At 71.4% G+C, this 26,399-nt stretch carries 24 protein-coding genes; 2 read left to right on the top strand and 22 right to left on the bottom strand.

Translation table 11 applies throughout. The annotated features are described in order from the left end of the window. Positions 1 to 70: 70 nt before the first annotated feature. The 6 genes from carB to pyrR form a co-directional block, all read right to left on the bottom strand. Positions 71 to 3,382: a carbamoyl-phosphate synthase large subunit gene (gene carB, locus ACH4TL_RS08830; RefSeq protein ID WP_398309782.1), complete on the bottom strand. Its 3,312-nt coding sequence runs from the start codon at positions 3,380 to 3,382 to the stop codon at positions 71 to 73. Further along, entirely contained in the window at positions 3,375 to 4,514 is a 1,140-nt protein-coding gene (gene carA, locus ACH4TL_RS08825; protein ID WP_398309785.1) for a glutamine-hydrolyzing carbamoyl-phosphate synthase small subunit, read from the bottom strand. Before carA ends, carB begins: the two co-directional genes overlap by 8 nt. Then, on the bottom strand, positions 4,511 to 5,089 hold the full coding sequence (locus tag ACH4TL_RS08820; protein ID WP_398309788.1) for a hypothetical protein: 579 nt from the start codon (positions 5,087 to 5,089) through the stop codon (positions 4,511 to 4,513). The genes carA and ACH4TL_RS08820 overlap by 4 nt, the downstream gene beginning before the upstream one ends. Then, positions 5,086 to 6,381, bottom strand: coding sequence for a dihydroorotase (locus ACH4TL_RS08815; protein ID WP_398309791.1), 1,296 nt, complete (start codon positions 6,379 to 6,381; stop codon positions 5,086 to 5,088). The genes ACH4TL_RS08820 and ACH4TL_RS08815 overlap by 4 nt, the downstream gene beginning before the upstream one ends. A gap of 2 nt (positions 6,382 to 6,383) precedes the next feature. Then, a complete protein-coding gene (locus ACH4TL_RS08810; protein ID WP_398309794.1) occupies positions 6,384 to 7,364 on the bottom strand; it encodes an aspartate carbamoyltransferase catalytic subunit in 981 nt (326 codons plus the stop codon). A gap of 145 nt (positions 7,365 to 7,509) precedes the next feature. After that, positions 7,510 to 8,094 carry a bifunctional pyr operon transcriptional regulator/uracil phosphoribosyltransferase PyrR gene (gene pyrR / locus ACH4TL_RS08805; protein ID WP_398309797.1) on the bottom strand — a complete coding sequence of 195 codons (585 nt, stop codon included), beginning with the start codon at positions 8,092 to 8,094 and terminating at the stop codon, positions 7,510 to 7,512. A 222-nt stretch (positions 8,095 to 8,316) separates the two neighbouring features. Here pyrR and bldD point away from each other — a divergent pair, with 222 nt between their 5' ends. Next, the gene (bldD, locus tag ACH4TL_RS08800) at positions 8,317 to 8,817 is read left to right on the top strand and encodes a transcriptional regulator BldD (RefSeq protein WP_014056259.1); all 501 of its coding nucleotides are present in this window, start codon (positions 8,317 to 8,319) and stop codon (positions 8,815 to 8,817) included. A gap of 126 nt (positions 8,818 to 8,943) precedes the next feature. Here bldD and nusB read toward each other — a convergent pair whose 3' ends face one another. The 14 genes from nusB to rpsD form a co-directional block, all read right to left on the bottom strand. Continuing rightward, positions 8,944 to 9,417, bottom strand: coding sequence for a transcription antitermination factor NusB (gene nusB / locus ACH4TL_RS08795; protein ID WP_398309800.1), 474 nt, complete (start codon positions 9,415 to 9,417; stop codon positions 8,944 to 8,946). A 2-nt stretch (positions 9,418 to 9,419) separates the two neighbouring features. Next, positions 9,420 to 9,986: an elongation factor P gene (efp, locus tag ACH4TL_RS08790; protein ID WP_055557542.1), complete on the bottom strand. Its 567-nt coding sequence runs from the start codon at positions 9,984 to 9,986 to the stop codon at positions 9,420 to 9,422. Between the two features lie 96 nt (positions 9,987 to 10,082). Continuing rightward, positions 10,083 to 11,189, bottom strand: a complete 1,107-nt coding sequence (locus ACH4TL_RS08785; protein ID WP_398309804.1) for a M24 family metallopeptidase — start codon at positions 11,187 to 11,189, stop codon at positions 10,083 to 10,085. A gap of 57 nt (positions 11,190 to 11,246) precedes the next feature. Further along, positions 11,247 to 12,203, bottom strand: coding sequence for an AAA family ATPase (locus ACH4TL_RS08780; RefSeq protein ID WP_398309807.1), 957 nt, complete (start codon positions 12,201 to 12,203; stop codon positions 11,247 to 11,249). Positions 12,204 to 12,500: 297 nt separating this feature from the next. Beyond that, positions 12,501 to 13,601, bottom strand: a complete 1,101-nt coding sequence (gene aroB, locus ACH4TL_RS08775; RefSeq protein WP_398309810.1) for a 3-dehydroquinate synthase — start codon at positions 13,599 to 13,601, stop codon at positions 12,501 to 12,503. Then, positions 13,598 to 14,080, bottom strand: coding sequence for a shikimate kinase (locus ACH4TL_RS08770; RefSeq protein WP_398311527.1), 483 nt, complete (start codon positions 14,078 to 14,080; stop codon positions 13,598 to 13,600). Before ACH4TL_RS08770 ends, aroB begins: the two co-directional genes overlap by 4 nt. Before the next feature lie 47 nt (positions 14,081 to 14,127). Then, positions 14,128 to 15,312 carry a chorismate synthase gene (gene aroC / locus ACH4TL_RS08765; protein WP_398309813.1) on the bottom strand — a complete coding sequence of 395 codons (1,185 nt, stop codon included), beginning with the start codon at positions 15,310 to 15,312 and terminating at the stop codon, positions 14,128 to 14,130. A 178-nt stretch (positions 15,313 to 15,490) separates the two neighbouring features. Then, the gene (locus tag ACH4TL_RS08760; protein WP_398309816.1) at positions 15,491 to 16,336 is read right to left on the bottom strand and encodes a shikimate dehydrogenase; all 846 of its coding nucleotides are present in this window, start codon (positions 16,334 to 16,336) and stop codon (positions 15,491 to 15,493) included. 8 nt (positions 16,337 to 16,344) lie between these two features. Further along, on the bottom strand, positions 16,345 to 18,129 hold the full coding sequence (mltG, locus tag ACH4TL_RS08755) for an endolytic transglycosylase MltG (RefSeq protein WP_398309819.1): 1,785 nt from the start codon (positions 18,127 to 18,129) through the stop codon (positions 16,345 to 16,347). Between the two features lie 91 nt (positions 18,130 to 18,220). Then, entirely contained in the window at positions 18,221 to 18,685 is a 465-nt protein-coding gene (gene ruvX / locus ACH4TL_RS08750; protein WP_398309822.1) for a Holliday junction resolvase RuvX, read from the bottom strand. 2 nt (positions 18,686 to 18,687) lie between these two features. Continuing rightward, positions 18,688 to 21,375: an alanine--tRNA ligase gene (alaS, locus tag ACH4TL_RS08745; protein WP_398309825.1), complete on the bottom strand. Its 2,688-nt coding sequence runs from the start codon at positions 21,373 to 21,375 to the stop codon at positions 18,688 to 18,690. Then, positions 21,375 to 21,704: a DUF6167 family protein gene (locus ACH4TL_RS08740; protein WP_398309828.1), complete on the bottom strand. Its 330-nt coding sequence runs from the start codon at positions 21,702 to 21,704 to the stop codon at positions 21,375 to 21,377. The genes alaS and ACH4TL_RS08740 overlap by 1 nt, the downstream gene beginning before the upstream one ends. An 8-nt stretch (positions 21,705 to 21,712) precedes the next feature. Next, a complete protein-coding gene (locus ACH4TL_RS08735) occupies positions 21,713 to 22,159 on the bottom strand; it encodes a DUF948 domain-containing protein (RefSeq protein ID WP_398309831.1) in 447 nt (148 codons plus the stop codon). 246 nt (positions 22,160 to 22,405) lie between these two features. Then, entirely contained in the window at positions 22,406 to 23,017 is a 612-nt protein-coding gene (gene rpsD, locus ACH4TL_RS08730) for a 30S ribosomal protein S4 (RefSeq protein ID WP_009713641.1), read from the bottom strand. A gap of 196 nt (positions 23,018 to 23,213) precedes the next feature. Between rpsD and ACH4TL_RS08725 the strand changes: the two genes are divergently transcribed. Further along, positions 23,214 to 23,960, top strand: a complete 747-nt coding sequence (locus ACH4TL_RS08725; RefSeq protein WP_398309836.1) for a DUF2470 domain-containing protein — start codon at positions 23,214 to 23,216, stop codon at positions 23,958 to 23,960. A 31-nt stretch (positions 23,961 to 23,991) separates the two neighbouring features. Here ACH4TL_RS08725 and ACH4TL_RS08720 read toward each other — a convergent pair whose 3' ends face one another. Both ACH4TL_RS08720 and ACH4TL_RS08715 read right to left on the bottom strand, forming a co-directional pair. Then, positions 23,992 to 25,359: a replication-associated recombination protein A gene (locus ACH4TL_RS08720; RefSeq protein WP_398309840.1), complete on the bottom strand. Its 1,368-nt coding sequence runs from the start codon at positions 25,357 to 25,359 to the stop codon at positions 23,992 to 23,994. Positions 25,360 to 25,486: 127 nt separating this feature from the next. Next, positions 25,487 to 26,134: a vitamin K epoxide reductase family protein gene (locus ACH4TL_RS08715; RefSeq protein ID WP_398309843.1), complete on the bottom strand. Its 648-nt coding sequence runs from the start codon at positions 26,132 to 26,134 to the stop codon at positions 25,487 to 25,489. Positions 26,135 to 26,399 lie beyond the last annotated feature (265 nt).

Here is a 26,399-nt window from a genome sequence, read left to right as displayed (position 1 = left end):
TTCCGCGGGCGGGGAGACGGGGGTCGTCGCGTAAGAGGGGGACACCGGCCGGTGTCCCCCTCTTCGCGCCTCACTCCTCGCGGGCGGCGGTCAGATGTTCCGCGTGTTCCTGGAGCGACCGGACGCCGACCGCGCCCCGGCCGAGCGCCTCGATGCCCTGGACGGCGGCGGCGAGGGCCTGGACGGTGGTCAGGCACGGGACGCCGCGGGCGACGGACGCCGTACGGATGTCGTAGCCGTCGAGCCGGCCGCCGGTGCCGTACGGGGTGTTGACGATGAGGTCCACGTCCCCGTCGTGGATGTACTGGACGATGGTCCGCTCGCCGTTCGGGCCCTCGCCCTCGCTCTGCTTGCGGACGACGGTGGCGTTGATGCCGTTGCGCTTGAGCACCTCCGCCGTGCCCGAGGTGGCCAGCAGCTCGAAGCCGAGGGCGACCAGCTCCCGGGCCGGGAAGATCATCGAACGCTTGTCGCGGTTGGCGACGGAGACGAAGGCGCGCCCCTTGGTGGGCAGCGCCCCGTACGCCCCGGCCTGCGACTTGGCGTACGCCGCGCCGAAGACCGAGTCGATGCCCATGACCTCGCCGGTCGAGCGCATCTCCGGGCCGAGGATGGTGTCCACGCCGCGCCCCGAGGCGTCGCGGAACCGCGACCAGGGCATCACGGCCTCCTTGACCGAGATCGGCGCGTCCAGCGGCAGCGTGCCGCCGTCGCCGGTCGCGGGCAGCAGGCCCTCGGCGCGCAGCTCGGCGATGGTCGCGCCCAGCGAGATCCGGGCGGCGGCCTTGGCCAGCGGTACGGCGGTGGCCTTGGAGGTGAAGGGAACCGTGCGGGAGGCGCGCGGGTTCGCCTCCAGGACGTACAGGATGTCCCCGGCCATCGCGAACTGGATGTTGATCAGTCCGCGGACGCCGACACCGCGCGCGATGGCCTCGGTGGAGGCGCGCAGCCGCTTGATGTCGAAGCCACCGAGGGTGATCGGGGGCAGCGCGCACGCCGAGTCGCCGGAGTGGATACCGGCCTCCTCGATGTGCTCCATGACGCCGCCGAGGTACAGCTCCTGACCGTCGTAGAGCGCGTCGACGTCGATCTCGATCGCGTCGTCGAGGAAGCGGTCGATCAGCACCGGGTGCTCGGAGATGAGGCCCGCGTGGCGCTCCAGGTACGCGGCGAGCGAGGTCTCGTCGTAGACGATCTCCATGCCGCGGCCGCCCAGCACGTACGAGGGGCGGACCATGACCGGATAGCCGATCTCGGCGGCGATGCCCTTGGCCTGCTCGAAGGAGAAGGCGGTGCCGTACTTGGGGGCGGGCAGCCCGGCCTCGGTCAGCACCCGGCCGAAGGCGCCGCGCTCCTCGGCGAGGTTGATCGCCTCGGGCGAGGTGCCGACGATGGGCACGCCGTTGTCCTTGAGGGCCTGGGCGAGGCCGAGCGGGGTCTGGCCACCGAGCTGGACGACGACGCCCGCGACCGGGCCCGCCTGCGTCTCCGCGTGGACGATCTCCAGGACGTCCTCCAGGGTGAGCGGCTCGAAGTAGAGCCGGTCGGAGGTGTCGTAGTCGGTGGAGACGGTCTCCGGGTTGCAGTTGACCATGACGGTCTCGTAGCCCGCGGCGCTCAGCGCGAAGGAGGCGTGGACGCACGAGTAGTCGAACTCGATGCCCTGGCCGATCCGGTTCGGGCCGGAGCCGAGGATGATCACGGCCGGGGTCTCGCGCGGGGCGACCTCGGACTCCTCGTCGTAGGAGGAGTAGAAGTACGGGGTCCTGGCGGCGAACTCGGCGGCGCAGGTGTCGACCGTCTTGTAGACGGGCCGGATGCCGAGCGCGTGCCGCACCTCGCGGACCACGTCCTCGCGCAGCGAGCGGATTCCGGCGATCTGGGCGTCGGAGAAGCCGTGCCGCTTGGCCTCGGCGAGCAGCTCGGGGCCGAGCTTGTCGGCGGCGGCCAGCTCGTCCGCGATCTCCTTGATCAGGAAGAGCTGGTCCACGAACCACGGGTCGATCTTCGTGGCGTCGAAGACCTCCTGCTGGGTCGCCCCGGCGCGGATGGCCTGCATGACGGTGTTGATCCGGCCGTCGGTGGGGACGTCGGCCGTCCGGAGCAGTTCGGCCTTGTCCCCGGGCTCGCCGGTGAAGTCGAACTGGCTGCCCTTCTTCTCCAGCGAGCGCAGCGCCTTCTGGAGCGCCTCGGTGAAGTTACGGCCGATGGCCATGGCCTCGCCGACCGACTTCATGGTGGTGGTGAGGCGGGCGTCGGCGGCCGGGAACTTCTCGAACGCGAACCGCGGCACCTTGACCACGACGTAGTCGAGCGTGGGCTCGAAGGACGCCGGGGTCTTCTCGGTGATGTCGTTGGGGATCTCGTCCAGCGTGTAGCCGACGGCCAGCCGGGCGGCGATCTTCGCGATCGGGAAGCCGGTGGCCTTGGAGGCCAGCGCGGAGGAGCGGGAGACGCGCGGGTTCATCTCGATGACGATGACCCGGCCGTCCTCGGGGTTGACCGCGAACTGGATGTTGCAGCCGCCGGTGTCCACGCCGACCTCGCGGATGACGGCGATGCCGATGTCCCGCAGCACCTGGTACTCGCGGTCGGTCAGCGTCATCGCCGGGGCGACGGTGATCGAGTCGCCGGTGTGGACGCCCATGGGGTCGAAGTTCTCGATGGAGCAGACGACCACGACGTTGTCGTGCTTGTCGCGCATCAGCTCCAGCTCGTACTCCTTCCACCCCAGGATGGACTCCTCCAGCAGCACCTCGGTGGTGGGCGAGAGGTTCAGGCCCTGGCCGGCGATGCGGCGCAGCTCCTCCTCGTCGTGCGCGAAGCCGGAGCCCGCGCCGCCCATGGTGAAGGAGGGGCGGACGACGACGGGGTAGCCGCCGAGCTCGTCGACGCCCGCGAGGACGTCGTCCATGGAGTGGCAGATGTACGAGCGGGCGGACTCGCCGTGGCCGATCTTGGCGTTGACGGCCTCGACGACCTCCTTGAACTGGTCGCGGTCCTCGCCCTTGTGGATCGCCTGGACGTTGGCGCCGATCAGCTCGACGCCGTACTCGTCGAGGGTGCCCGCCTCGTGCAGCGAGATCGCGGTGTTCAGGGCGGTCTGGCCGCCGAGCGTGGGCAGCAGCGCGTCGGGGCGCTCCTTGGCGATGATCTTCTCGACGTACTCCGGGGTGATCGGCTCGACGTACGTGGCGTCGGCGATCTCCGGGTCGGTCATGATCGTGGCCGGGTTGGAGTTGACCAGGATGACCCGCAGGCCCTCGGACTTCAGCACCCGGCAGGCCTGGGTGCCGGAGTAGTCGAACTCGGCGGCCTGGCCGATGACGATCGGGCCGGAGCCGATGACCAGGACGGACTGGATGTCGGTGCGCTTAGGCACGCTGGCCCTCCATCAGGGTGACGAAGCGGTCGAACAGGTACCCGGCGTCGTGCGGGCCCGCGGCGGCTTCGGGGTGGTACTGGACGCTGAATGCGGGGCGGTCGAGCAGCCGCAGCCCCTCGACCACGTTGTCGTTGAGACAGACGTGGGAGACCTCGGCCCGCCCGTAGGGGGTGTCGCTCGGCGCGTCGAGCGGGGCGTCCACGGCGAAGCCGTGGTTGTGCGCGGTGACCTCGACCTTGCCGGTGGTGCGGTCCTGCACCGGCTGGTTGATGCCGCGGTGGCCGTACTTCAGCTTGAAGGTGCCGAAGCCGAGGGCGCGGCCCAGGATCTGGTTGCCGAAGCAGATGCCGAACAGCGGGGTGGACCGCTCCAGGACGGCGCGCATGAGGGAGACGGGGTGCTCCGCGGTGGCCGGGTCGCCCGGGCCGTTGGAGAAGAACACGCCGTCCGGGTTCACCGCGTAGATGTCCTCCACGGTGGCGGTGGCGGGCAGGACGTGCACCTCGATGCCGCGCTCGGCCATCCGGTGCGGGGTCATGCCCTTGATGCCGAGGTCGATCGCGGCGACGGTGAACCGCTTGGTGCCGATCGCGGGGACGACGTACGTCTCCTGGGTCGCCACCTCGCGGCTGAGGTCGGCGCCCTTCATCTGCGGGGCGGCCTGCACCTTGGCGAGCAGCGCGGCCTCGTCCGCGACCGCCTCGCCGGAGAAGATGCCGACGCGCATGGCGCCGCGCTCGCGCAGATGGCGGGTGAGGGCGCGGGTGTCGACGCCGCTGATGCCGACGACGCCCTGGGCGGTCAGCTCCTCGTCCAGCGAGCGGCGGGAGCGCCAGTTGGAGGGCGTACGGGCCGGGTCGCGCACCACGTAGCCGGAGACCCAGATGCGCCCGGACTCGGGGTCCTCGTCGTTGACGCCCGTGTTGCCGATGTGCGGGGCGGTCATGACGACGACCTGGCGGTGGTAGGACGGGTCGGTCAGGGTCTCCTGGTAACCGGTCATCCCGGTGGAGAACACGGCCTCGCCGAAGGTCTCCCCCACGGCCCCGTAGGCGCGGCCGCGGAAGGTGCGGCCGTCCTCCAGGACGAGTACGGCGGGGGTCTGGGCCCCCCTGGTGGAGGTCGTCATCGTGCGCCTTCCTGGTTGTGCTCTGCGTTCTTGACGTCTTCGGTGACGTCGAGGGCTTCGACCCAGGCCGCGTGCTCGGCGGCGTGGTCGGAGCGGAATCCGGAGTCGATCTGGCGGTCGCCGAGCTGCCAGGTGACGATCAGCAGCCCGCCCTCGGCGAGGACCTTGCCCGCGATGCCCTTGTCGAGCCGGGCGCCACGGAGGCTTGCGGCCGGGATGAAGAAGTCCTGGGCGCCGGGCCGTACGACGCTCAGGCCCGCCTCGGTGAGGGTCAGCTCGACGCGGCTGCGGGTGCCGAGGCCATGGGCCACGATGCGGTCGAGCCACTGTCCGGCAGTGGTGGAGCCGTGGTAGCGGCCGGTGAGCGTCAGCGTGGCGGGGCCCGGCTCGGCCGGGGCCTCGGGCAGCTCGGGCAGATCGCCCTGGAGGGTGCCGCGCCACTTCCAGCCCTCACGCATAAGCCAGTAGACGAGCGCGATGAACAGCAGCAGACCGACGACCCAGCCGATGCGGGCGGCCCAGTCGGTGACGTCCGCGGACCGCTGCTCAGCTGCCAGATGGGTCAGAGATATCACGCGAGTTTCCCGTCCACGACCGTCGCCCGGCCCCGCAGGAAGGTGTGCGTCACCCGGCCCGGCAGCTCCCGGCCCTCGTAGGGGGTGTTGCGGCTGCGGGAGGCGAAGCCCGCGGGGTTCACCTCACCACGGTAAGCGGAGTCCAGCAGGGTGAGGTTGGCGGGCTCCCCCGCGGCGACGGGACGGCCGTGCCCGGTGAGGCGGCCGATGGCGGACGGACGGGTGGACATCCGGTCGGCGACGCCCGCCCAGTCCAGCAGCCCGGTGTCGACCATGGTGTGCTGGACGACGGACAGCGCGGTCTCCAGGCCGACCATGCCCATGGCCGCCGCGCCCCACTCGCAGTCCTTGTCCTCGTGCGGATGCGGGGCGTGGTCGGTGGCGACGCAGTCGATGGTGCCGTCGGCCAGCGCCTCGCGCAGCGCCATGACGTCGGCCTCGGTGCGCAGCGGCGGGTTCACCTTGTAGACCGGGTCGTAGGAGCGCACCAGCTCGTCGGTGAGCAGCAGGTGGTGCGGGGTGACCTCGGCGGTGACCCGCCAGCCCTTGGACTTGGCCCAGCGGACGATCTCGACGGAGCCCGCCGTGGAGAGGTGGCAGATGTGCACCCGGGAGCCGACGTGCGCGGCGAGCAGCACATCGCGGGCGATGATCGACTCCTCGGCGACGGCGGGCCAGCCGCCCAGGCCCAGTTCGGCGGAGACGATGCCCTCGTTCATCTGGGCACCCTCGGTGAGCCGCGGCTCCTGGGCGTGCTGGGCGATGACGCCGTCGAACGCCTTCACGTACTCCAGCGCGCGGCGCATGATCACCGCGTCGTCGACGCACTTGCCGTCGTCGGAGAAGACCCGGACACCGGCGGCGGAGTCGTGCATGGCGCCCAGCTCGGCGAGCTTCTTGCCCTCCAGGCCGACGGTGACGGCGCCGATGGGCTGCACATCGCAGTAGCCGGACTCCTTGCCGAGCCGCCACACCTGCTCCACGACGCCCGCGGTGTCGGCCACGGGGAAGGTGTTGGCCATGGCGTGGACGGCGGTGAAGCCGCCGACCGCCGCGGCCTTGGTGCCGGTGAGGACGGTCTCGGAGTCCTCCCGTCCCGGCTCGCGCAGATGGGTGTGGAGGTCGACCAGGCCCGGCAGCAGGATCTGCCCGGCGGCGTCGATCACGGTGGCGCCGTCCGCGTCGAGGCCGGTGCCGACGGCGGCGATGCGCTCGCCCTCGATCAGCACGTCCTGCGGCTCGCCGCCGAGCACCTTCGCGCCGCGCAGCAGCGTCTTGTTCGTGTCGCTCATGGTTACTGGTTCTCCTCGGTGCGGGCGGCGGCGACGGCGGGCTCGTTGCCGCCGAGCAGCAGGTACAGGACGGCCATGCGGATCGAGACGCCGTTGGCGACCTGCTCGACCGCGGTGCAGCGGTCGGAGTCGGCGACCTCGGCGGTGATCTCCATGCCGCGGTTCATCGGGCCGGGGTGCATGACGATGGCGTGCTCGGGCATCCGGGCCATCCGGTCGGCGTCCAGGCCGTAGCGGCGCGCGTACTCGCGCTCGGTGGGGAAGAAGGCGGCGTTCATCCGCTCGCGCTGGACCCGCAGCATCATCACGGCGTCGGACTTGCCGACCACCGCGTCCAGGTCGTACGAGACGTCACAGGGCCAGCTCTCGACGCCGAAGGGGACGAGGGTGGGCGGGGCGACCAGGGTGACGTCGGCGCCGAGGGTGGACAGCAGGTGGACGTTGGAGCGGGCGACCCGGCTGTGCAGCACGTCGCCGACGATGGTGATCCGGCGGCCGGACAGGTCCTGGCCCACGCCGGACGCCCCGGAGGCCAGCCGGCGGCGCATGGTGAACGCGTCGAGCAGCGCCTGGGTGGGGTGCTCATGGGTGCCGTCGCCCGCGTTGACGACCGAGCCGTTGATCCAGCCGGAGGTGGCGAGCCGGTGCGGGGCGCCGGAGGCGTGGTGCCGGATGACGACGGCGTCGGCGCCCATCGCCTCCAGGGTGAGCGCGGTGTCCTTCAGGGACTCGCCCTTGGAGACCGAGGAGCCCTTGGCGGAGAAGTTGATGACATCGGCGGACAGCCGCTTGGCGGCCGCCTCGAAGGAGATGCGGGTGCGGGTCGAGTCCTCGAAGAAGAGGTTCACGACGGTGCGGCCGCGCAGGGTCGGCAGCTTCTTGATCGGCCGGTCGGCGAGCCGGGCCAGCTCCTCGGCGGTGTCGAGGATCAGGACGGCGTCGTCGCGCGAGAGATCGGCGGCCGAGATGAGGTGACGCTTCATCCGGTTGCTCCGTGGGTGAGGAGGTGTGCGGGCGTGCGGGCGGGCAGGCGCCTGGTCCGGTACCGGACCGTGAGGCCCGTGCACCGGGGTCCGACAGGCCGGGTACCCGGGATCGCCGGGAGCCGTCGCCGTCGGTGCCGGGGCGCTACTTTCCGTCCGCGGGGGTGGCCTCGCGCAGGCCGAGGAGCACGCTGTCGCGCCCGTCCTCCTCGGTGAGCTGGACCTTGACCGTCTCCCGCAGCGACGTGGGGAGGTTCTTGCCGACGTAGTCGGCCCGGATCGGCAGCTCCCGGTGGCCGCGGTCCACCAGGACCGCGAGCTGGACGGCGCGCGGCCGCCCGATGTCACCGAGGGCGTCGAGCGCGGCGCGGATGGTGCGGCCGGAGAAGAGCACGTCGTCGACGAGGACGACCAGCCGGCCGTCGATGCCGTCGCCGGGGATCTCGGTGCGGGCCAGCGCGCGGGCGGGCCGCAGCCGCAGGTCGTCGCGGTACATCGTGATGTCGAGCGAACCGGCCTTCAGCTCACCCGGGGCCTTGCCGGTGATCTCCTCCAGCCGGGCGGCCAGCCGCCGGGCGAGGAAGACACCGCGGGTGGGGATGCCGAGGAGCACCACGTCGTCGGCGCCCTTGGCGCGCTCGACGATCTCGTGGGCGATACGGGTCAGGACCCGCGCGATGTCCGGTGCTTCGAGCACGGAGCGCGCGGCGTCCGAGGTACGGGCGTCCATGGGATACGGACCTCCTTCTCCGCCTCACGGGACGGACCTTAAAGGACGTCGGATTTGCGCCATTCACAGTAGCAGGGGCGCAGGGGGCGCTCGTCAACACCCCTGGCGAGAGCCCCTCCGCTCCATTCGGCTTGACGAATGGAGATTACGCTACGTAACCTTCACAGTGAGTTACCAGCCGCGCGGCCGAGCCGCACGTCGATTCAGTGTCCGGGGAGCTTTATGTCCAGCGAATACGCCAAACAGCTCGGGGCCAAGCTCCGCGCCATCCGCACCCAGCAGGGCCTCTCCCTTCACGGCGTCGAGGAGAAGTCCCAGGGCCGGTGGAAGGCCGTGGTGGTGGGATCGTACGAGCGCGGTGACCGCGCCGTGACCGTCCAGCGTCTCGCCGAACTGGCCGACTTCTACGGCGTCCCGGTGCAGGAGCTGCTGCCGGGCACCAGCCCGGCCGGGGCGGCCGAGCCGCCCCCGAAGCTGGTGCTTGACCTGGAGCGGCTGGCCCATGTGCCGGTCGAGAAGGCGGGCCCGCTCCAGCGGTACGCCGCCACGATCCAGAGCCAGCGCGGTGACTACAACGGCAAGGTGCTGTCGATCCGGCAGGACGATCTGCGCACCCTCGCCGTGATCTACGACCAGTCGCCGTCCGTACTGACCGAACAGCTGATCAGCTGGGGAGTGCTGGGCGCCGACGCGCGCCGCGCGGTCCAGCACGAGGATGTGTGACGCGCGCCCGTCGCGCCAGCGCACCCTCTCCACCAGCAGAAACGTGCCGCCGGGGGCGGTGGAAGTGCCGTACGGCCTCCACCGCCCCCGGCGGCTTTGTGCGGACTCTCCGGAGCGGCCCGGCGGTTATGCCTGGCTCTCCTGGTCGCGGGTCTCGTGGTCGCGAGCGTCCTGGTCGCGGCGCAGCCCCGGCTTCAGCTCCTTGAGGCGGCCGAGCAGACCGTTGACGAACGACGGCGAGTCGTCGGTGGAGAACTCCTTGGCGAGCTGCACCGCCTCGTCGATCACCACCGCGTCCGGAGTCGCGTCCTCCCACACCAGCTCATAGGTGCCGAGTCGCAGGATGTTCCGGTCGACCACCGGCATCCGGTCCAGCGTCCAGCCCACCGCGTAGGTGGCGAGCAGCTCGTCGATCCGCGCGGTGTGCTCCGCGTATCCCTCGACGAGCTGCATCGTGTATTCGCTGACCGGAGGCTGCCGATCGTCGGTCCGGGCGTGCCGTATCCAGTCCGCGAGGACGGTCTGCACGGAGCTGCCACGCTGATCGGCCTCGAAAAGGATCTGAAAGGCACGCTTACGGGCCTTGTTGCGGGCAGCCACGGTTAGTTGTTCACCCGACCGAGGTACTCACCGGAGCGGGTGTCGACCTTGATCTTCTCACCGGTGGTGATGAACAGCGGGACGCCGATCTCGTAGCCGGTCTCGAGCTTGGCGGGCTTGGAGCCACCGGTCGAGCGGTCGCCCTGGACGCCCGGCTCGGTGTACTCGATCACCAGCTCGACGGCGGCGGGCAGCTCGACATACAGAGGGTTGCCCTCGTACATCGCCACGACCGCCTCGAAGCCCTCGAGCAGATACCGGGCGTTGTCGCCGACGACCTCGGGGGTGACATAGATCTGATCGAACGTGTCCATGTCCATGAACACGAAGCTCTCGCCGTCCTTGTACGAGAACTGCATGCCGCGCTTGTCGACATTGGCCGTCTCGACCTTCACGCCGGCGTTGAAGGTCTTGTCGACCACCTTGCCGGACAGCACGTTCTTGAGCTTGGTGCGCACGAAAGCAGGGCCCTTGCCGGGCTTGACGTGCTGGAACTCGACGACGGACCACAGCTGGCCGCCGTCGAGCTTGAGCACCATGCCGTTCTTGAGGTCGTTCGTGGATGCCACGGTTGCGGGATCTCCTGGACTGCGACTGGTGGAGACCAGAGAGCCGCGGTGCGCCATTATCAGCCAGGGCCGACAGCGGAAAACCGTCAGCCAGAACTACAGCGCGAGCAGCTCTTTGGTCGTGATGGTGAGTAGCTCGGGTCCGCCGTCCGCCTCGGGGCGGACGACGAGCGTGTCGTCGATCCGGACACCGCCCCGTCCCGGGAGGTGGACCCCCGGTTCGACGGTGACCGGCACACAAGCGTCCAGTTTACCCATGGCCGACGGCGACAGCCGAGGGTCCTCGTCGATTTCCAGGCCCACGCCGTGTCCGGTACGCGTCTCCAGACCCTCCCCGTACCCCGCGGCGTCCAGCACCTGACGGGTCACCCGGTCCACGTCCCGGTACCCCATGCCCGGCAGCAGCGCCTCCCGTCCGGCCCGCTGAGCGGCGAAGACGACGTCGTACAGCTCGACCTGCCAGTCCGCGGGCGAGGGGCCGACCACGAACGTACGGCCCACCTGGCAGCGGTACCCGCGGTAGTCGGCGCCCAGGCAGATGGTGAGGAAGTCGCCCTCCTCGACCCTCCGGTCGGTGGGCAGATGCCCGGCCCGGCCCGCGTGCGGCCCCGCGGCGACCACCGTGGGGAACGCCGGTCCGTCCGCCCCGTGGTCCACCAGGCGGCGCTCCAGCTCCAGCGCGAGATGGCGCTCGGTGCGGCCCACCAGGATCGACTCCAGCAGCTCGCCGAGCGCCTGGTCGGCCAGCTCCCCGGCGATCCGCATGCAGGAGATCTCCTCGTCGTCCTTGACGATCCGCAGCTGTTCGACGGCCCGCCCCAGGTCGGTGAGGCGGAGCCGCGGCGCGGCCGAGCCGACCGCCCGGTGGCGGGCCACGGTCAGATCGTGCTCCTCGACGGCCAGCGACTCGGCGCCGTCCACCGCCGCCAGGTCGGCGGCGGCCACGGCCGGGTCACCGTCAGGACCGGACAGCATCAGCAGCCGCAGATCCTCCGGATGCGGCCCCGGCACCAGCCCCCACGAGGACGCCTCGGGGGCCACCAGGACGTCCTGGACGGGCCCGAGGAGCAGGGCGGCACCCGGGGGCGCGTCGCCGCACAGATAGCGCACGTTGGCTGGCCGGGAGACCAGGGCGGCCTCGCTCCCGGCCGCCGCGGTCTGGTCGTGCAGGCGGGCACGTCGGGCCGCGTACACCTGGGACATGCCCCGAGCGTACGCACTACGCCCCACCCCGGCCGTCCGAACGGGTCCGGATGGGGTTCAGAAGGCGGGCGGGCTGGCGATGGAGCGGGCTACCACCTCGTCGAGCATGCGGGCGGTGGTCTCCACGTCGTACGTCGAGTTGTCGATGATCGGCAGCCCGGAGCCGTACCAGCCCGCCATCCGGCCGTGGATGCGGGCGACCTCTTCGTCGCTGAGGCGGCGGTTGCCGCTGCGGGCCGCGTTCCGCTCCAGGACGATTTCGAGGCCGGGCAGCACCACCACGGGGAGGAGGCCGGGGCCGACGTGCCGCTTCCAGCCGCCGAGGCCGACGACGGGGCGGTCCGGGAAGACGGCGTCGTCCAGGATGCAGGAGATGCCGTTGGCGAGGAAGTTACGCGCGGCGAAGCCGCAGGTGCGGCGGGCGAGACGATACTGCGCCTCGGAGTTCTCGTTCCAGCCCGACTGGGGGTTGGCGAAGCCCGACCTGACCCATTCGCGGACGTCGTCCAGGCTGATGTGCGCGGTGGGGACGCGGCGGCGGTCGGCCCAGTAGCGGGCGACGGTGGTCTTGCCCGCCCCGGCCGGGCCGATGAGCAGCACGGCGACGGCGGCCTGCGAGGCGTCGGCCATCGCCGGATCGGCGGGCGGGTGCGGCAGCGGGACGGGAGCGCCGGGCGGGAGCTGGATGTGGCCGGTGGTGTTGGCGCGGTCGACGGGCGGCCCGGGGGGCGGCTGCGGGGTCGGGTGCGCGGTGTGCGGGTGGCCCGCCACCGGGGGCGGTGCGGGGGCGGGCGGTGCGGGCACCGGGGGCACCGGCGCCGGCGGCATGGGCGCCGCGGGATGCGCGGGCGGTGCCGGTGGGGTGGGCACGGGAGGTACGGGCGGGGCCGGGTGGTGCGGATGGGGACCGGGGGGCTGACTCGCGCTCTGGGGCCAGCCTGTGCCCTGCGGCCCGGGGCCCTGCCCCGCCGGCCGGTGGGACGGTGGCAGCGGAGCTCCCACTGCATGCTGCATCCGGTGGCACTCCGTCTCGTACAGGCGGCAGTCGTGACGGACAACTGTCGCGTGGTGACGCGGCCCTGGGGCCGCTCCTACCGAACGGTACCTGCCCAGGCCGTCGCTGTGTGAACGCCCGGAAAACCCGCCGCGTGCCCGTCACGACGCGTCAGCCAGGCAATTCGTCCGCCCTAATGCCCAACTGCCGGGAAAACCAGGGGCGTTCGAAAGCCCGCGGCGGCGCCGCGGGTTTCGATGGCGGGGACGGGGATGACACAGTTGTGACGGAACCCGGGCACTCCGCAGAGGTCCGCGTCAGGCTTCCCGGGAGATCTCCCCGTACGCCGCGAGCAGCACCGCCGGGTCCGGCCCCTCCAGCACGGTCGGCTTGGCGATGCCGTCGAGCACGATGAAGCGCAGCAGGTCACCGCGGGACTTCTTGTCGACCTTCATGGTCTCCAGCAGCTTGGGCCACTGGTCGCCGCGGTAGGTGAGCGGCAGGCCGACGGACTCCAGGACGGCGCGGTGCCGGTCGGCGGTGGCGTCGTCCAAACGGCCCGCGAGACGGCCCAGTTCGGCGGCGAAGACCATGCCGACGGAGACGGCGGCGCCGTGCCGCCAGTTGTAGCGCTCGTTCTTCTCGATGGCGTGCGCGAGGGTGTGCCCGTAGTTGAGGATTTCGCGCAGCCCGGATTCCCTGAGGTCGCTGGAGACGACCTCGGCCTTGACCCGGATGGAGCGCTCGATCAGCTCGGCGGTGTGCTCGCCGCCGGGGGTGCGGGCCGCGGCCGGGTCCTGCTCGATCAGCTCCAGGATGGCCGGGTCGGCGATGAATCCGGCCTTGATGACCTCGGCGAGGCCGCTGATGTAGTCGTTGACGGGCAGCGAGTCCAGCGCGGCCAGGTCGCACAGCACCCCGGCCGGGGGGTGGAACGCGCCGACGAGGTTCTTGCCCTCGGCGGTGTTGATGCCGGTCTTGCCGCCGACCGCCGCGTCGACCATGCCGAGCACGGTCGTCGGGACGGCGATCCAGCGCACCCCGCGCAGCCAGGTCGCGGCGACGAACCCGGCCAGGTCGGTGGTGGCGCCGCCGCCGACGCCGACGATGACATCACTGCGGGTGAAACCGGTCTGGCCGAGCGCCTTCCAGCAGTACGCGGCGACCTCGGCGGTCTTGGCCTCCTCCGCGTTCGGCAGCTGGATCGCGATGGCGTCGTACCCCTGGTCGGCGAGGTCCTGGCGGATCGCCTCGCCGGTCTCGGCCAGCGCCTCGGGGTGGAGGACGGCGACGCGCTTGACCCCGTCCCCGATCAGCCCGGGCAGCTCGCCGAGGAGCTGGCGGCCGACCAGGACCTCGTACGGCGCGGTGCCCGCGGTGCCGCCGACCTGGATGCGCGTGGGGGTTTCGGTGCTCATGCCTTCTTCAGCTCCAGTGCGTCCATGACGGCGTCGGCGACCTCGTCGGGGGTGCGGCCCTCGGTCGTCACGACGGCCCGGGCGACTTCGGTGTACAGCGGACGGCGCTGCTCCATCAGCTCGCGCCAGCGCTGGCGGGGGTTGACGGCGAGCAGCGGGCGGGGGGCGTCGAGGCCGGTGCGCTTGACGGCCTCGGCGACGCCCATCTCCAGGAAGACCACAGGGAGGCCGGTGAGCAGGGCACGGGTGTCCGGATCGAGGATCGCGCCGCCGCCGAGGGCCAGCACGCCCCGGTGACCGGTGACGGCGGTCCGTACGGCCTGCTTCTCCAGCTCGCGGAAGTGGGGCTCGCCCTCATTGATGAAGATCTCGGAGATCTCCTTGCCCGCGGTCGCCACGATGTCGGTGTCGGTGTCGCGGAACGTGGTGCCCAGGCGCTCCGCGAGCACCTGTCCGACGGTGGACTTGCCGACGCCCATGGGCCCGACCAGGACCGCGGCGGGGCCGCCCGCCGCCTGTGGCCCGCTCACCGGATGGCCAGGCCGTCGAGGAAGCCCCGCACGTTGCGGCGGGTCTCGGTGACCGAGTCGCCGCCGAACTTCTCGGCGACCGCGTCCGCCAGCACCAGGGCGACCATGGCCTCGGCGACGATCCCGGCGGCGGGCACCGCACACACGTCCGAGCGCTGGTGGTGGGCCTTGGTGGCCTCGCCGGTGGTGACGTCGATAGTGGCCAGCGCGCGGGGCACGGTCGCGATCGGCTTCATGGCGGCCCGTACGCGCAGCAGCTCGCCCGTGGTCAGCCCGCCCTCGGTGCCGCCGGAGCGGCCGGAGGAGCGCTTGATGCCCTCGCCGGTCGACACGATCTCGTCGTGCGCCTGGGAGCCGGGCACCCGGGCGAGGTCGAAGCCGTCGCCGACCTCGACGCCCTTGATGGCCTGGATGCCCATCAGCGCGGCGGCCAGCCGCGCGTCGAGACGGCGGTCCCAGTGCACATGCGAGCCGAGGCCTACCGGCACGCCGTACGCCAGCACCTCGACGACGCCGCCGAGGGTGTCGCCGTCCTTGTGGGCCTGGTCGATCTCGGCCACCATCGCCTTGCTCGCGTCGGCGTCGAGGCAGCGCACCGGGTCGGCGTCCAGCCGCTCGACGTCGGACGGCTTCGGGTAGACGCCGTACGGGGCCTTGGCCGCGGCCAGCTCGGTCACATGGGAGACGATCTCGATCCCGGCCGTCTCCTTGAGGTAGGAGCGGGCGACGGTGCCGAGGGCGACGCGGGCGGCGGTCTCACGGGCGCTGGCGCGCTCCAGGATGGGCCGGGCGTCCGCCACCCCATACTTCTGCATTCCGGCGAGATCGGCGTGGCCGGGGCGGGGGCGGGTCAGCGGCGCGTTACGGGCCAGCCCCTCCAGAACCTCGGGGTCGACCGGGTCGGCGGACATGACCTGTTCCCACTTGGGCCACTCGGTGTTGCCGATCATGATCGCGACCGGCGAGCCGAGGGTGAGGCCGTGCCGGACGCCGCCGATGAAGGTGACCTCGTCGCGCTCGAACTTCATCCGCGCCCCGCGGCCGTAGCCGAGCCGCCGCCGCGCGAGGGCGTCCGCCACCATGTCGGTGGTGATCGGCACCCCTGCGGGCAGTCCCTCCAGCGTCGCCACAAGCGCGGGGCCGTGCGACTCCCCCGCGGTCAGCCAGCGCAACCTGCTCAACGGTGCTCCCTCATGCTTGCCCCTCGACGTGTACCGGCGGGACCTGGTGCGGCCCGGGCCCGCCTCCTTCCGATCCTCCCACGTCCGGCGGACGGCCCGGGGTGGCGGTCCACCAGACGGACCTGTACATGAGACATCGGGGGCGACGCCGGGGAACGCGGAGGACGTCAGTGGGACGTCAGTGGGAGCGCGCTGCGAGGGCGGCCTCGCCCGCCTCGCGCATCGCGGCGAGCGGCGCCGGGGCGTGCCCGGTGATCTGTTCGACCTGCGGCACGGCCTGGTGGACCAGCAGGTCGAGCCCGCTGACCACGGCGCCGCCGCGCGCCGACCAGGCGGCGGCCAGGGTGGTCGGCCAGGGGTCGTAGAGGACGTCGAAGAGCGTGCCGGGGCGGTCGGGGACGGACGCGGCGAGCGCGTCGGTCGTCCCGGCGGGGGTGGTCGCGATGACCAGCGGGGCGTCGAACGCCTCGGCCGCGTCACCCCAGTCCGCCGTGCGCACCGCTGCGCCCAGCCGCTCGCCCCACTGCCGCATCTCGGCCGCCCGGGCGTCGCTGCGGACGTACGCGGTGACCTCGCCGTCGCAGACGCGGGCGAGCGCGGCCAGGGCGGAGGAGGCGGTGGCCCCGGCGCCCAGGACGGCGGCCCGCTCCACCCGCTGGACGCCGCGCTCGGCGAGCGCCGCCACCATGCCGGGGATGTCGGAGTTGTCGCCGAGCCGTCGTCCGTCGTCGGTCAGGACGACCGTGTTGGCGGCCTCCACCGAGGCCGCCGTGTCGCTGACGCGGTCCAGCAGCGGGATGACCGCGCGCTTGAGCGGCATGGTGACGGAGAAACCCGCCCAGTCCGGCTCGCCCGGTTTGCCGAGCCGCTCGAAGAAGCCCGGCAGCGCCGCCTCGTCCAGTTCGACGGTGCCGTAGTGCCAGCCGTCGAGCCCCAGCTTCCGGTACGCGGCGTTGTGCAGCGCCGGGGAGAGGGAGTGGGCGACCGGCGAGCCGAGCACGGCGGCGCGGCGGGTGTGCGACATGACGTTCCTCAGTTGTTCCTGCGCTGCTTGTTGAACTTGTCGACCAACTTCTGGTGCTCCGCGTAGGTCTTGGAGAACTCGCTCGTCTTGCCGTCGAGCGAGATGAAGTAGAACCACCCGTTGTCGGTCGGGTTCATGGACGCCTTCAGCGCGTCCGCGCCCGGATTGCCGATGGGTCCGGGCGGCAGCCCCTTGTAGAAGTAGGTGTTGTACGGATTGTTGTATCCCTTGATCTCGCTGATCGGGATATCGAGCTTGCTCTGATTCTTGATGTAGTTGTACGTGGAGTCGAATTCCAGCTTGCCGTAGGTCTCGGTGTTGGTCGGCTTGAGCCGGTTGTAGACCACCTCGGCCATCTGGCGGAAGTCGCTGTGGGTGATGCCCTCCGCCTGCACCAGGCTGGCCACGGTGAGCAGCTGGAGCGGGGAGTCCAGGCCCTCTTCCTTGGCCTTGCCCTCCAGGTCGTACCGCGCGTAGTTCCGCTTGGCCTCGGCGACCATCTTGCGCAGGACGTCCTCGGGCTTGGCCTTCTTGGCCACGCTGTAGCGGGACGGGTAGAGGAATCCTTCCAGCGGATCCTTGATCTTGGAACTGTCATTCGCCCAGGAAGGCAGCCCGAGGTTCTTGGCCTCCTTCTTGGCGACGGCCGCCGTGGTACCCGCCTTGACGCCGGTCTTCTTGTCGATCGCCGCGTAGACGGCGGCATCGCGCATACCCTCGGTGACGATCAGGGCATTGTTGCCCGCGGGGCTGAGCATCAGCTTCACCGCGGCCGCGCCGGACATTTCCTTGCGGAGGCTGTAGCTGCCCGGCTGGACGAACTTGCCGCTGTCCTCGACGGCTTCCACAAAGGCGCCACTGCTCTTGACCACGCCCTTTTCGGCGAGGATGCCGCCGATTTCGGCATTGCCCGAACCGTCGGGCACCTCCACCTCGACCTGGCCGCTGCCCTGGCCCTCGTAGTCCGGCGCCGGTCCGAAGCGGGTCTGCCAGAAGTCATAGGCGAAGTAGCCGCCTCCGCCGACCGCGCCCACGAGGACGACGGTGACGAAGAGGCAGGCGACGCCGCTGCGTCGCTTGGTTCCGGACTTCGCCTTCGCCTGCTTGGACTTCTTGCCCTTCTGGGAGCGGCCCTCGGTGCCGTCGGCGGCGTCGTCGTCCGATGTGATGCTGCCGCCGGGACCGCTGCCGTCCAGGAAGAACGGATGGTCCTCTGTCTTGCCGGGCGCTTCCTGATCCTCCTGTGCCTCCTGCGGCACCTGGGGCATCTGCTGGGTCTCCCCCGGCGCCTGCGCGTCCGGCTGCCGCTGCGGCTCGTGCTGCTGCTGCGGCTCGTGCTGCTGCTGCGGCTCGTGCGTCGCCTGCTGCGGGAAGCCCTCCTGGACGCCACCCTGGGCCGCGTAGCCGTACGGATCGTTCGGGTCCGTCCCGGCGCCGTACGAGCCGTCCCAGCCGGGGTCGTACCCCTGCTGTCCCTGCTGCCCGTACTGCTCCCAGGGCGGCTGCTGTTGCTGCTGCGGGAACGGCTGGGCGTCCTGCGGGTACCCGTGCGGGTACTGCTGGTGCCCGTAGGGGTCCTGCCCGTAGCCCTCCTGGCCGTAGCCGCCCTGGCCGTAGCCGTCCTGCGGGTAGCCCTCCGGGGCGTAGGGGGCCTGTCCGTAGGGGTCGTTCGGGTCCTGCGGGTACGGTTCCTGACCTGTCACCGCCTGGTGGCCGCCCCATCCCTGGTCCCCGTACAACGGGTCCTCGGGATGCCACGGTTGGGAGCCGGGTCCCCGGCCGTACTCAGTCATCGAACCCCTAGCGATGGCGGTGGCAGCCGCCCGGTGCGCTCGGGGCACAAGCGGTGGCTGCCATGTCGCGCGGAACGTTACCGTATCGCGATCAGATGACCACTTCGACGGCCTCGCCTGGCGCCCGGCCGGAGGTCCGCTCGGTCTCCAGCGCGCTCTGGAGAATGACCACCGCGGCTGCCTGGTCAACGACCGAGCGGCCCTTCTTGGACGACACCCCGGAAGCCCGGAGGCCATGCGCCGCTGTGACGGTCGTCATACGTTCGTCCACCAGCCGCACGGACACCGGCTGGACCCGCCGCGCCAGCTCCCGGGCGAAGGTGCGCACCTTGGCCGCGGCCGGCCCCTCGCGCCCGTTGAGCGAGCGCGGGAGGCCGATCACCACCTCGATGGGCTCGTACTCCTCGACGAGGGCCGCCAGCCGCTTGTGGGCGGCCGGGATGTCACGTCCCGGCACGGTCTCCACGGGGGTGGCGAGGATCCCGTCGGGGTCGCACGAGGCGACCCCGATCCGGGCGTCCCCGACGTCGATGGCGATGCGCCGGCCGCGTCGCACGGCTACCGGCCCGATTCCGCGACGAGCCGCTCGACGGCCTCGATGGCGTCGCCGACGGCGTCCGGGTTCTGACCGCCGCCCTGGGCGACGTCCGGCTTGCCGCCGCCTCCGCCACCGAGCGTCTTGGCGGCGGTGCGGACCAGGTCACCGGCCTTGAGGCCGCGCTCGCGGGCCGCCTCGTTGGTGGCGATGACGGTCAGCGGGCGGCCGCCTGCCACGGTGAACAGGGCGACGACGGCGGGCCGGTCGACGGCCCCCGACTTCTGGTCCAGCCGTCCGCGCACGTCCAGCACCAGCTTGCGCAGGTCGTCGGCGGTCGTGCTGTCCGGCACCCGGCCGACGGCCAGGGAGACGCCGCGGACGTCCTTGGCGCCCTCGGCGAGCCCGGCGGCGGCCTGGAGCACCTTCTCGGCGCGGAACCGCTCGATCTCCTTCTCGGCGTCCCGGAGCTTGGAAAGCATCCCGGAGATCTTCTCCGGCAGCTCCTCGGGACGGCCCTTGACCAGGTCGGTGAGCTGGGAGACGACCGTGTGCTCACGGGCGAGGAAGTTGTACGCGTCCACGCCCACCAGGGCCTCCACGCGGCGCACACCGGAGCCGATGGAGGACTCGCCGAGCAGCTTCACCAGACCCAGCTGGGCGGTGTTGTGGACGTGGGTACCGCCGCACAGCTCCTTGGAGAAGTCGCCGATGGTCACCACGCGCACCCGGTCGCCGTACTTCTCGCCGAACTCGGCGATGGCGCCCTGCTTCTTGGCGTCGTCCATGCTCATCACCTCGGCGGTGACGTCGAGTTCGCGGGACAGCACCTCGTTGATCTTCTGCTCGACGTCGGTGAGCACCGTGCCGGGGACGGCGGTCGGCGAGCCGAAGTCGAAGCGGAAGCGGCCGGGCGAGTTCTCCGAACCGGCCTGGGCGGCGGTCGGGCCCAGGGCGTCGCGCAGCGCCTGGTGGGTGAGGTGGGTGGCGCTGTGGGCGCGGGCGATGGCCCGGCGGCGCTTGATGTCGATCTCGGCGTACGCGCCGGAGCCGACCGTCACCTCGCCGACCTGGACGACGCCCTTGTGCACGCTGACACCGGGCACCGGCTGCTGGACGTCCCGCACCTCGACGACGGCGCCGGAGGCCAGCTTGATCTTGCCGGTGTCGGCGAGCTGGCCGCCGCCCTCGGCGTAGAAGGGGGTGCGGTCCAGGACGACCTCGACGTCGTCGCCCTCGGAGGCGGCGGGCGAGGACACCCCGTCGACCAGCAGGCCGACGACGGTGGACTCGCCTGAGGTGTCGCTGTAGCCGGTGAAGACGGTCGAGCCGGAGGTGTCGGCGACCTCGCGGTAGGCGGACAGGTCGGCGTGGCCGGTCTTCTTGGCCTTGGCGTCGGCCTTGGCGCGCTCCCGCTGCTCCCGCATCAGGCGGCGGAAGCCGTCCTCGTCCACCGAGAGGCCCTGTTCGGCGGCCATCTCCAGGGTGAGGTCGATCGGGAAGCCCCAGGTGTCGTGGAGCAGGAACGCCTTGTCGCCGGGGAGCACGGTGGAGCCCGCGGCCTTGGTGTCGGTGACGGCGGTGTCGAGGATGTTGGTGCCGGCCTTGAGGGTCTTCAGGAAGGCCGACTCCTCGGCGAGCGCGACGGTCTCGATGCGCTTGCGATCGGTCAGCAGCTCCGGGTACTGCTGGCCCATCGTCTTCAGGACGGTGTCCACCAGCTCGCCGACGACCGGCTCGGCGGCGCCGAGGATGCGCATGTTGCGGATGGCGCGGCGCATGATGCGGCGCAGCACATAGCCGCGGCCCTCGTTGCCGGGGGTGACGCCGTCGCCGATGAGCATGACGGAGGTGCGCATGTGGTCGGCGACCACGCGCAGCGACACGTCGGACTCATGGGCGGCGCCGTAGGCGACCCCGGTCAGCTCGGTGGCCTTGTCCATGACGACGCGCAGGGTGTCGGTCTCGTACATGTTCTGTACGCCCTGGAGGATCATCGCCAGGCGTTCGAGGCCGAGACCGGTGTCGATGTTCTGGCTGGGCAGCTCGCCGAGGATCGGGAAGTCCTCCTTGCCCTCGCCCGCCCCGCGCTCGTACTGCATGAAGACCAGGTTCCAGATCTCCACGTAGCGCTCGTCGTTGACGGCCGGGCCGCCCTCGACGCCGAACTCCGGACCGCGGTCGTAGTTGATCTCGGAACAGGGACCGCAGGGGCCGGGGACGCCCATGGACCAGTAGTTGGGGCCCATGCCCAGGCGCTGGATCCGCTCGGCGGGGACGCCGACGACGTCGCGCCAGATGCGCTCGGCCTCGTCGTCCTGCTCGTAGACGGTGATCCAGAGCCGCTCGGGGTCCAGCCCGTAGCCACCGTCCGCCACGGAGCCGGTGAGCAGCTCCCAGGCGTAGGTGATGGCGCCTTCCTTGAAGTAGTCGCCGAACGAGAAGTTGCCGCACATCTGGAAGAACGTGCCGTGCCGGGTGGTCTTGCCGACCTCTTCGATGTCCGGCGTACGCACGCACTTCTGCACGCTCACGGCGCGCTTGTAGGGCGGCTGGACCTCGCCCAGGAAGAACGGCTTGAAGGGGACCATGCCCGCGTTGACGAGCAGCAGGGTCGGGTCGTCCGCGATGAGCGACGCCGACGGCACGACGGTGTGCCCGCGCTCCTCGAAGAAGCGCAGCCAGCGGCGGCGGATTTCAGCCGACTCCATCAGTGGTCCTCATTTCGGGCGTTCGGGTAGGGGTGGCGGGATGTGGGGGTGAGCTGGGCCCGGCCGCGCTGGGCGGGCAGCTGGGTGAGGTCGTTCGGGGGCGCTGAGGTCAGGCCCAGGGCGTCCTTGAGGGCCGCCTCGCGGTCGGCCATGCCGTCGCGCACGTCGAGCGCGAAGACCTTGATCCGCCGTCCGGCGAGCACCGCCCGGTCGGCGGCCTGCGCCGCCAGGCTCTCGGGGGTGAGCTGGTTGAGCTTGCGCTGGACCTTGGTGGTGGCCCACACACCGGCTGCGACGCCGGTGGTGAACCAGAATGTACGGCGGAACATCCGGTCTCTCAGCCCTTCGATCCACGGTTGCGGCGGCCGCCCCGGCGGGCGGACGGCAGGGTCTTGCCGATGACGACGGTGCGCGCGGGCGTGGCCTCGCTCCCGGACTGCGCCTTGCGGCCGATCGCGCGCCGGACGCCGTAGCCGAACGCCGCCACCTTGACCAGCGGTCCGCCGAAGGCGGAGGAGACGGTCGAGGACAGCGCGGAGGCGTTCGAGGTGACTTCCTGGACGTCGGAGGCGATCGAGTCGACGCGCGCGAGCTGGGTGTTCGCCTCGCGCACGGTCGCGGACGCCTCACTGAGCAGCGGCACCGCCTGCTCGGTGACGTCCTCCACCAGCCGGGTGGCCGCCTTGAGCGTCTGGGCGAGCCTCACCAGGGCGAGGGCGAGGAAGGACACCAGGATCGCCCAGAAGACGGCCACGAGGATCCCGGCCACCTCTCCACCGGACACGTTGCACCGCTCCCTGCTGCCGATCACGTCGGTCGTCGTCGTTCAGGTCGTCCGTCGTTTCAAGTCGTCCGTCGCCCGGCGGTCTCGGGCGGTCATCCGGGCGCGGGCGGCAGGTATCGACCCTATCGCGCCGGGCAGGTCCGGCTGAAACGCATTCCGCTGGGCCAAACAGCCCGCGGGTTCCCCTCGACACACACCGGTCGATGGGGAACCCGCGGGCTGGGATGAGTGGGTACGTCCGCCAGGTCAGCGGGCGTAGTACTCGACGACGAGCTGCTCGTCGCAGATCACCGGGACCTCCTTGCGGTTCGGGTCCCGGTCGAGCCGGAACGCGAGCGCCTTGAGGTTGACCTGGAGGTAACGCGGGGTCTCGCCGTCGGGGGCGTAGCCACCCTCGCGGGCCACCTGGAAGGGGTGCTTCTCGCGGCTGCGCTCGCGGACCATCACCACGTCGTCCGGGCGGACCCGGAAGGAGGGCTTGTCGACCTTGCGGCCGTTGACCTCGATGTGACCGTGGACCACCATCTGGCGGGCCTGGTAGATCGTGCGGGCGATTCCCGACCGCAGGACGAGCGCGTCCAGACGGCGCTCAAGCTCGATGATCAGGGCTTCGCCCGTCTTGCCATCGACCTTCCGAGCGCGGTCGTAGGCACGGGCCATCTGGCGCTCGCTGATGTCGTACTGAGCGCGCAGACGCTGCTTCTCCAGCAGCCGGACCTTGTAGTCACTGGTCTGCTTGCGGCCACGGCCGTGCTCGCCGGGCGGGTAGGGACGGGCCTCGAAGTACTTGACGGCCTTCGGCGTCAGCGCGATGCCGAGCGCGCGCGACTTCTTGACCTTGGGACGCGACTGGTTCACGTGGAACGAACCTCCATGTAAGTTAGGTGAGCCTTACCTTAACCGAGGAGAACGCATGTTTCGACCTGGGATCCCCCTGCCCACCAGCACTGGTCAGAGCCTTCGGGAGGGTCAGCCGCGTCCCATGGAAGACGCCCTGCGGCCCACTGCGGCAGAGCGTGTACGGACTCTCGTCAACAGCAAGGCTACGGCGTCGTTGACGATTCCCGGAATCGAGGTCCCCGACGAGCTGGCCACCGACGAACCGGCCGCCCGCACCGTAAATCCGGACGGCGATGTGCTGTTGCTGGTGCACGGCGGCTCACCCGCGGCCCGCGCCGCGGCCTACGCGCAGGACGACGATCTGACCTGCGTGATGGAGATCACGGACGTCGCCCCGGTCTCGGTGCCCCAGCGGATCCGCGGCCGGGCCTGGGTCGCCGGGTGGCTCACCCCCGTACGCGGCGACGACCGCGCCGCGAGCGCGGCCCTGCTCGCTGGGGCCCATCCGGTCGGCGAGCTGCTGGGCCTCGGCGAAGCCCTCCAGTCCGACTCCGCCGCCGGTCCGCGCACCCGGAACCCCGCCTGGACGCTGCTGCGGCTGGAGGTCGCCGAGGCGTGCGTGGACGACCTGTGGGGCGCGGACGGCGTCGAGCCGGACGACTTCGCGCGGGCCGCCCCCGACCCGCTCGCCCCGCACGAGGCCGAGCTGCTCCAGCATCTGCACGCGGCCCACAGCGAGCAGGTGCGCGGGCTGTGCGCCCTGCTGGGCGAGCGCTCGTCCACGGTGTGCACCCGCGGCCCCGCCGTCCCCGTGGCCCTCGACCGCTTCGGCCTGCGCGTCCGCTTCACGGACGACGCCGACCGGCCCTTCGACGCGCGCTTCGACTTCCCGGAGCCGGTGCGCGGCGTCTCCGGACTGCGCCGCGCGATGCACGCCCTGTTCGAGGCGGCCGCCGACTGAGCCGGGCCCCGGGTCCGGGAGCTCCTCGCGCCTACGAGGACTCCGGCGGCGGATCGCCGCGCAGCCGCGCCCGGACCCGCTCGACCACATCGGCGTAGCGGGCCTCCGCGCCGTACCGCGTCGGCTCGTAGTAGCGCTTTCCCTGGATCTTGTCCGGCGCGTACTGCTGCGCCGCGATGCCGCCCGGCAGATCGTGCGGATACAGATACCCCTGGGCATGGCCGAGCTTTTCGGCGCCCTTGTAGTGCCCGTCCCGCAGATGCGGCGGCACCGGGCCCGCGAGCCCCGCCCGCACATCCGCCAGCGCCGCCCCGATCGCCGTCGTGGCCGCGTTGGACTTGGGCGCGAGCGCCAGCGCGATCGTGGCGTGGCTCAGCGTCAGGGCGGCCTCCGGAAAGCCGATCAGCGCGACCGCCTGCGCCGCCGCGACAGCGGTGGGCAGGGCCGTCGGGTCGGCCAGCCCGATGTCCTCGCTCGCCGAGATCATCAGCCGCCGGGCGATGAACCGGGGGTCCTCCCCCGCCTCGATCATCCGCGCCAGATAGTGCAGCGCCGCGTCCACGTCCGAGCCGCGGATCGACTTGATGAGGGCGCTTGCCACGTCATAGTGCTGATCACCGGCCCGGTCATAGGTGACCGCTGCCCGGTCGACCGCCTCCTCCAGCGTGGTCAGCGTGATCTCCGCCTCGCCCTTGGCGATCGCCGACCCGGCCCCGGCCTCCAGGGCGGTGAGCGCCCGCCGGGCGTCGCCGCCCGCGATCCGCAGCAGATGTCCCTCGGCCTCCTCGGGGAGGCCGACCGCGCCGCCGAGCCCCCGCTCGTCGGCCAGCGCGCGGCGCAGCAGCCCGCGCAGATCGTCGTCGGTCAGCGGCTCCAGGGTGAGCAGCAGCGAGCGGGACAGCAGCGGGGAGATCACCGAGAAGTACGGGTTCTCCGTGGTGGCCGCGATCAGGGTGACCCAGCGGTTCTCCACGGCGGGCAGCAGCGAATCCTGCTGTGCCTTGCTGAAGCGGTGGATCTCGTCCAGGAAGAGCACGGTCTCCCGGCCGTACGCCCCCGAGGAGCGGCGCGCGCCGTCGATGACGGCCCGCACCTCCTTCACCCCCGCGGTGATCGCCGACAGCTCCACGAACCGCTTCTGGGTGGCCTGGCTGACCACGTACGCGAGCGTGGTCTTCCCGATGCCGGGCGGGCCCCACAGCAGGACCGAGGACGGTCCTGCCGGGCCTCCGCTGCCCTCGCCGACCAGTCTCCGCAGCGGCGATCCGGGGCGCAGCAGATGCTGCTGGCCCACGACCTCGTCCAGCGTGCGCGGGCGCATGCGCACGGCCAGCGGACTGCTGGACGGGTCCTTCTCCTGGCGGTCCTCGGCGGCGGCGGTGAACAGGTCTGGCTCCACCCGGGAAGCCTATGACACGGCACCGACAGCAGGGCCTTCCAGGGTTGGGGCTGTCAGGGGGTTGGGGCTGTCCAGGGGGTTGGGGCTGTCCAGGGGGTTCGGGCCAGCTCGTCCTCCAGGGGTGGGGCTAGCTCGTCCAGAAGTCCCACCAGCGCGTCAGGATGAGCATCCCGATCACGCCGATCCACATCACCGGCACCACCCAGTGGAACTCCAGCAGCCCGCGCCGCAGCCCGTCCGGCGCCGGGAGGTAGCCGTGCTTGAGGTTGTGGCCGGTGACGTAGCAGAACATCACGATGGTGGCGACCCAGGCGAGGCAGCACCACAGGCACAGCGAGCCGATGACGTACAGCGACTGGTACTGGAGCCAGGTCACGAAGCCGACGCCGAAGAGGGTGCCCGCGTTGAACGTCAGCCAGTACCAGCGCGGGAAGCGCACCCCGGCCAGCAGGGACATGCCCACGCAGATCACGATGCCGTAGGCGACCAGGCCGAGCATCGGGTTCGGGAAGCCGAACGCCGCGGCCTGCTTGCTCTCCATGATGTTGCCGCAGGAGACCACGGGGTTGAGGCTGCAACCTGGGGTGAAGACCTTGCCGTCGGCCTTGTACTCGAGGATCTTGTTCTTGTCGAGCGTGATGACCCAGGCCGCCAGCAGCCCCATCGCGCCGGTGATCACGAGCAGGAGCGCGAAGGCGCGGCCGCCTCCCGTTCCGGTCCGTGCGCCGTCCCGCGCCTCGTCGGACTCCACGTCGTCCATCAGTGTCGTCGCCATATCGCCGTCCGTCGCTCTCCACACTGTCCGGCCCCGTCGGGCACGGCCATTGTGCCCCAACACGCGGCGCCGCCATGCCCTGTTGTCAGGGCCCGACCATCTTCCCGGGTCCCCCGTTCAGCGGACGTAAGGACGGGCCGACGGGGCCGGAATCCCGCCCCGGGAGGGGCGGGACCGGTGGGCGAAGGGCGGTCCCGATTGGCAGGATGAATCGCTCCCGCCACGTTGACGCCGCCCGGCCGGTCGGCCCGGGGCAGGCCGCGCC

Origin of the sequence: Streptomyces sp. NPDC021115 (assembly GCF_044333065.1) — a bacterium.
Classification (GTDB): domain Bacteria; phylum Actinomycetota; class Actinomycetes; order Streptomycetales; family Streptomycetaceae; genus Streptomyces.
Note: the sequence above shows the minus strand (reverse complement) of the source record. Positions and strands in the feature narration are given on the sequence as shown.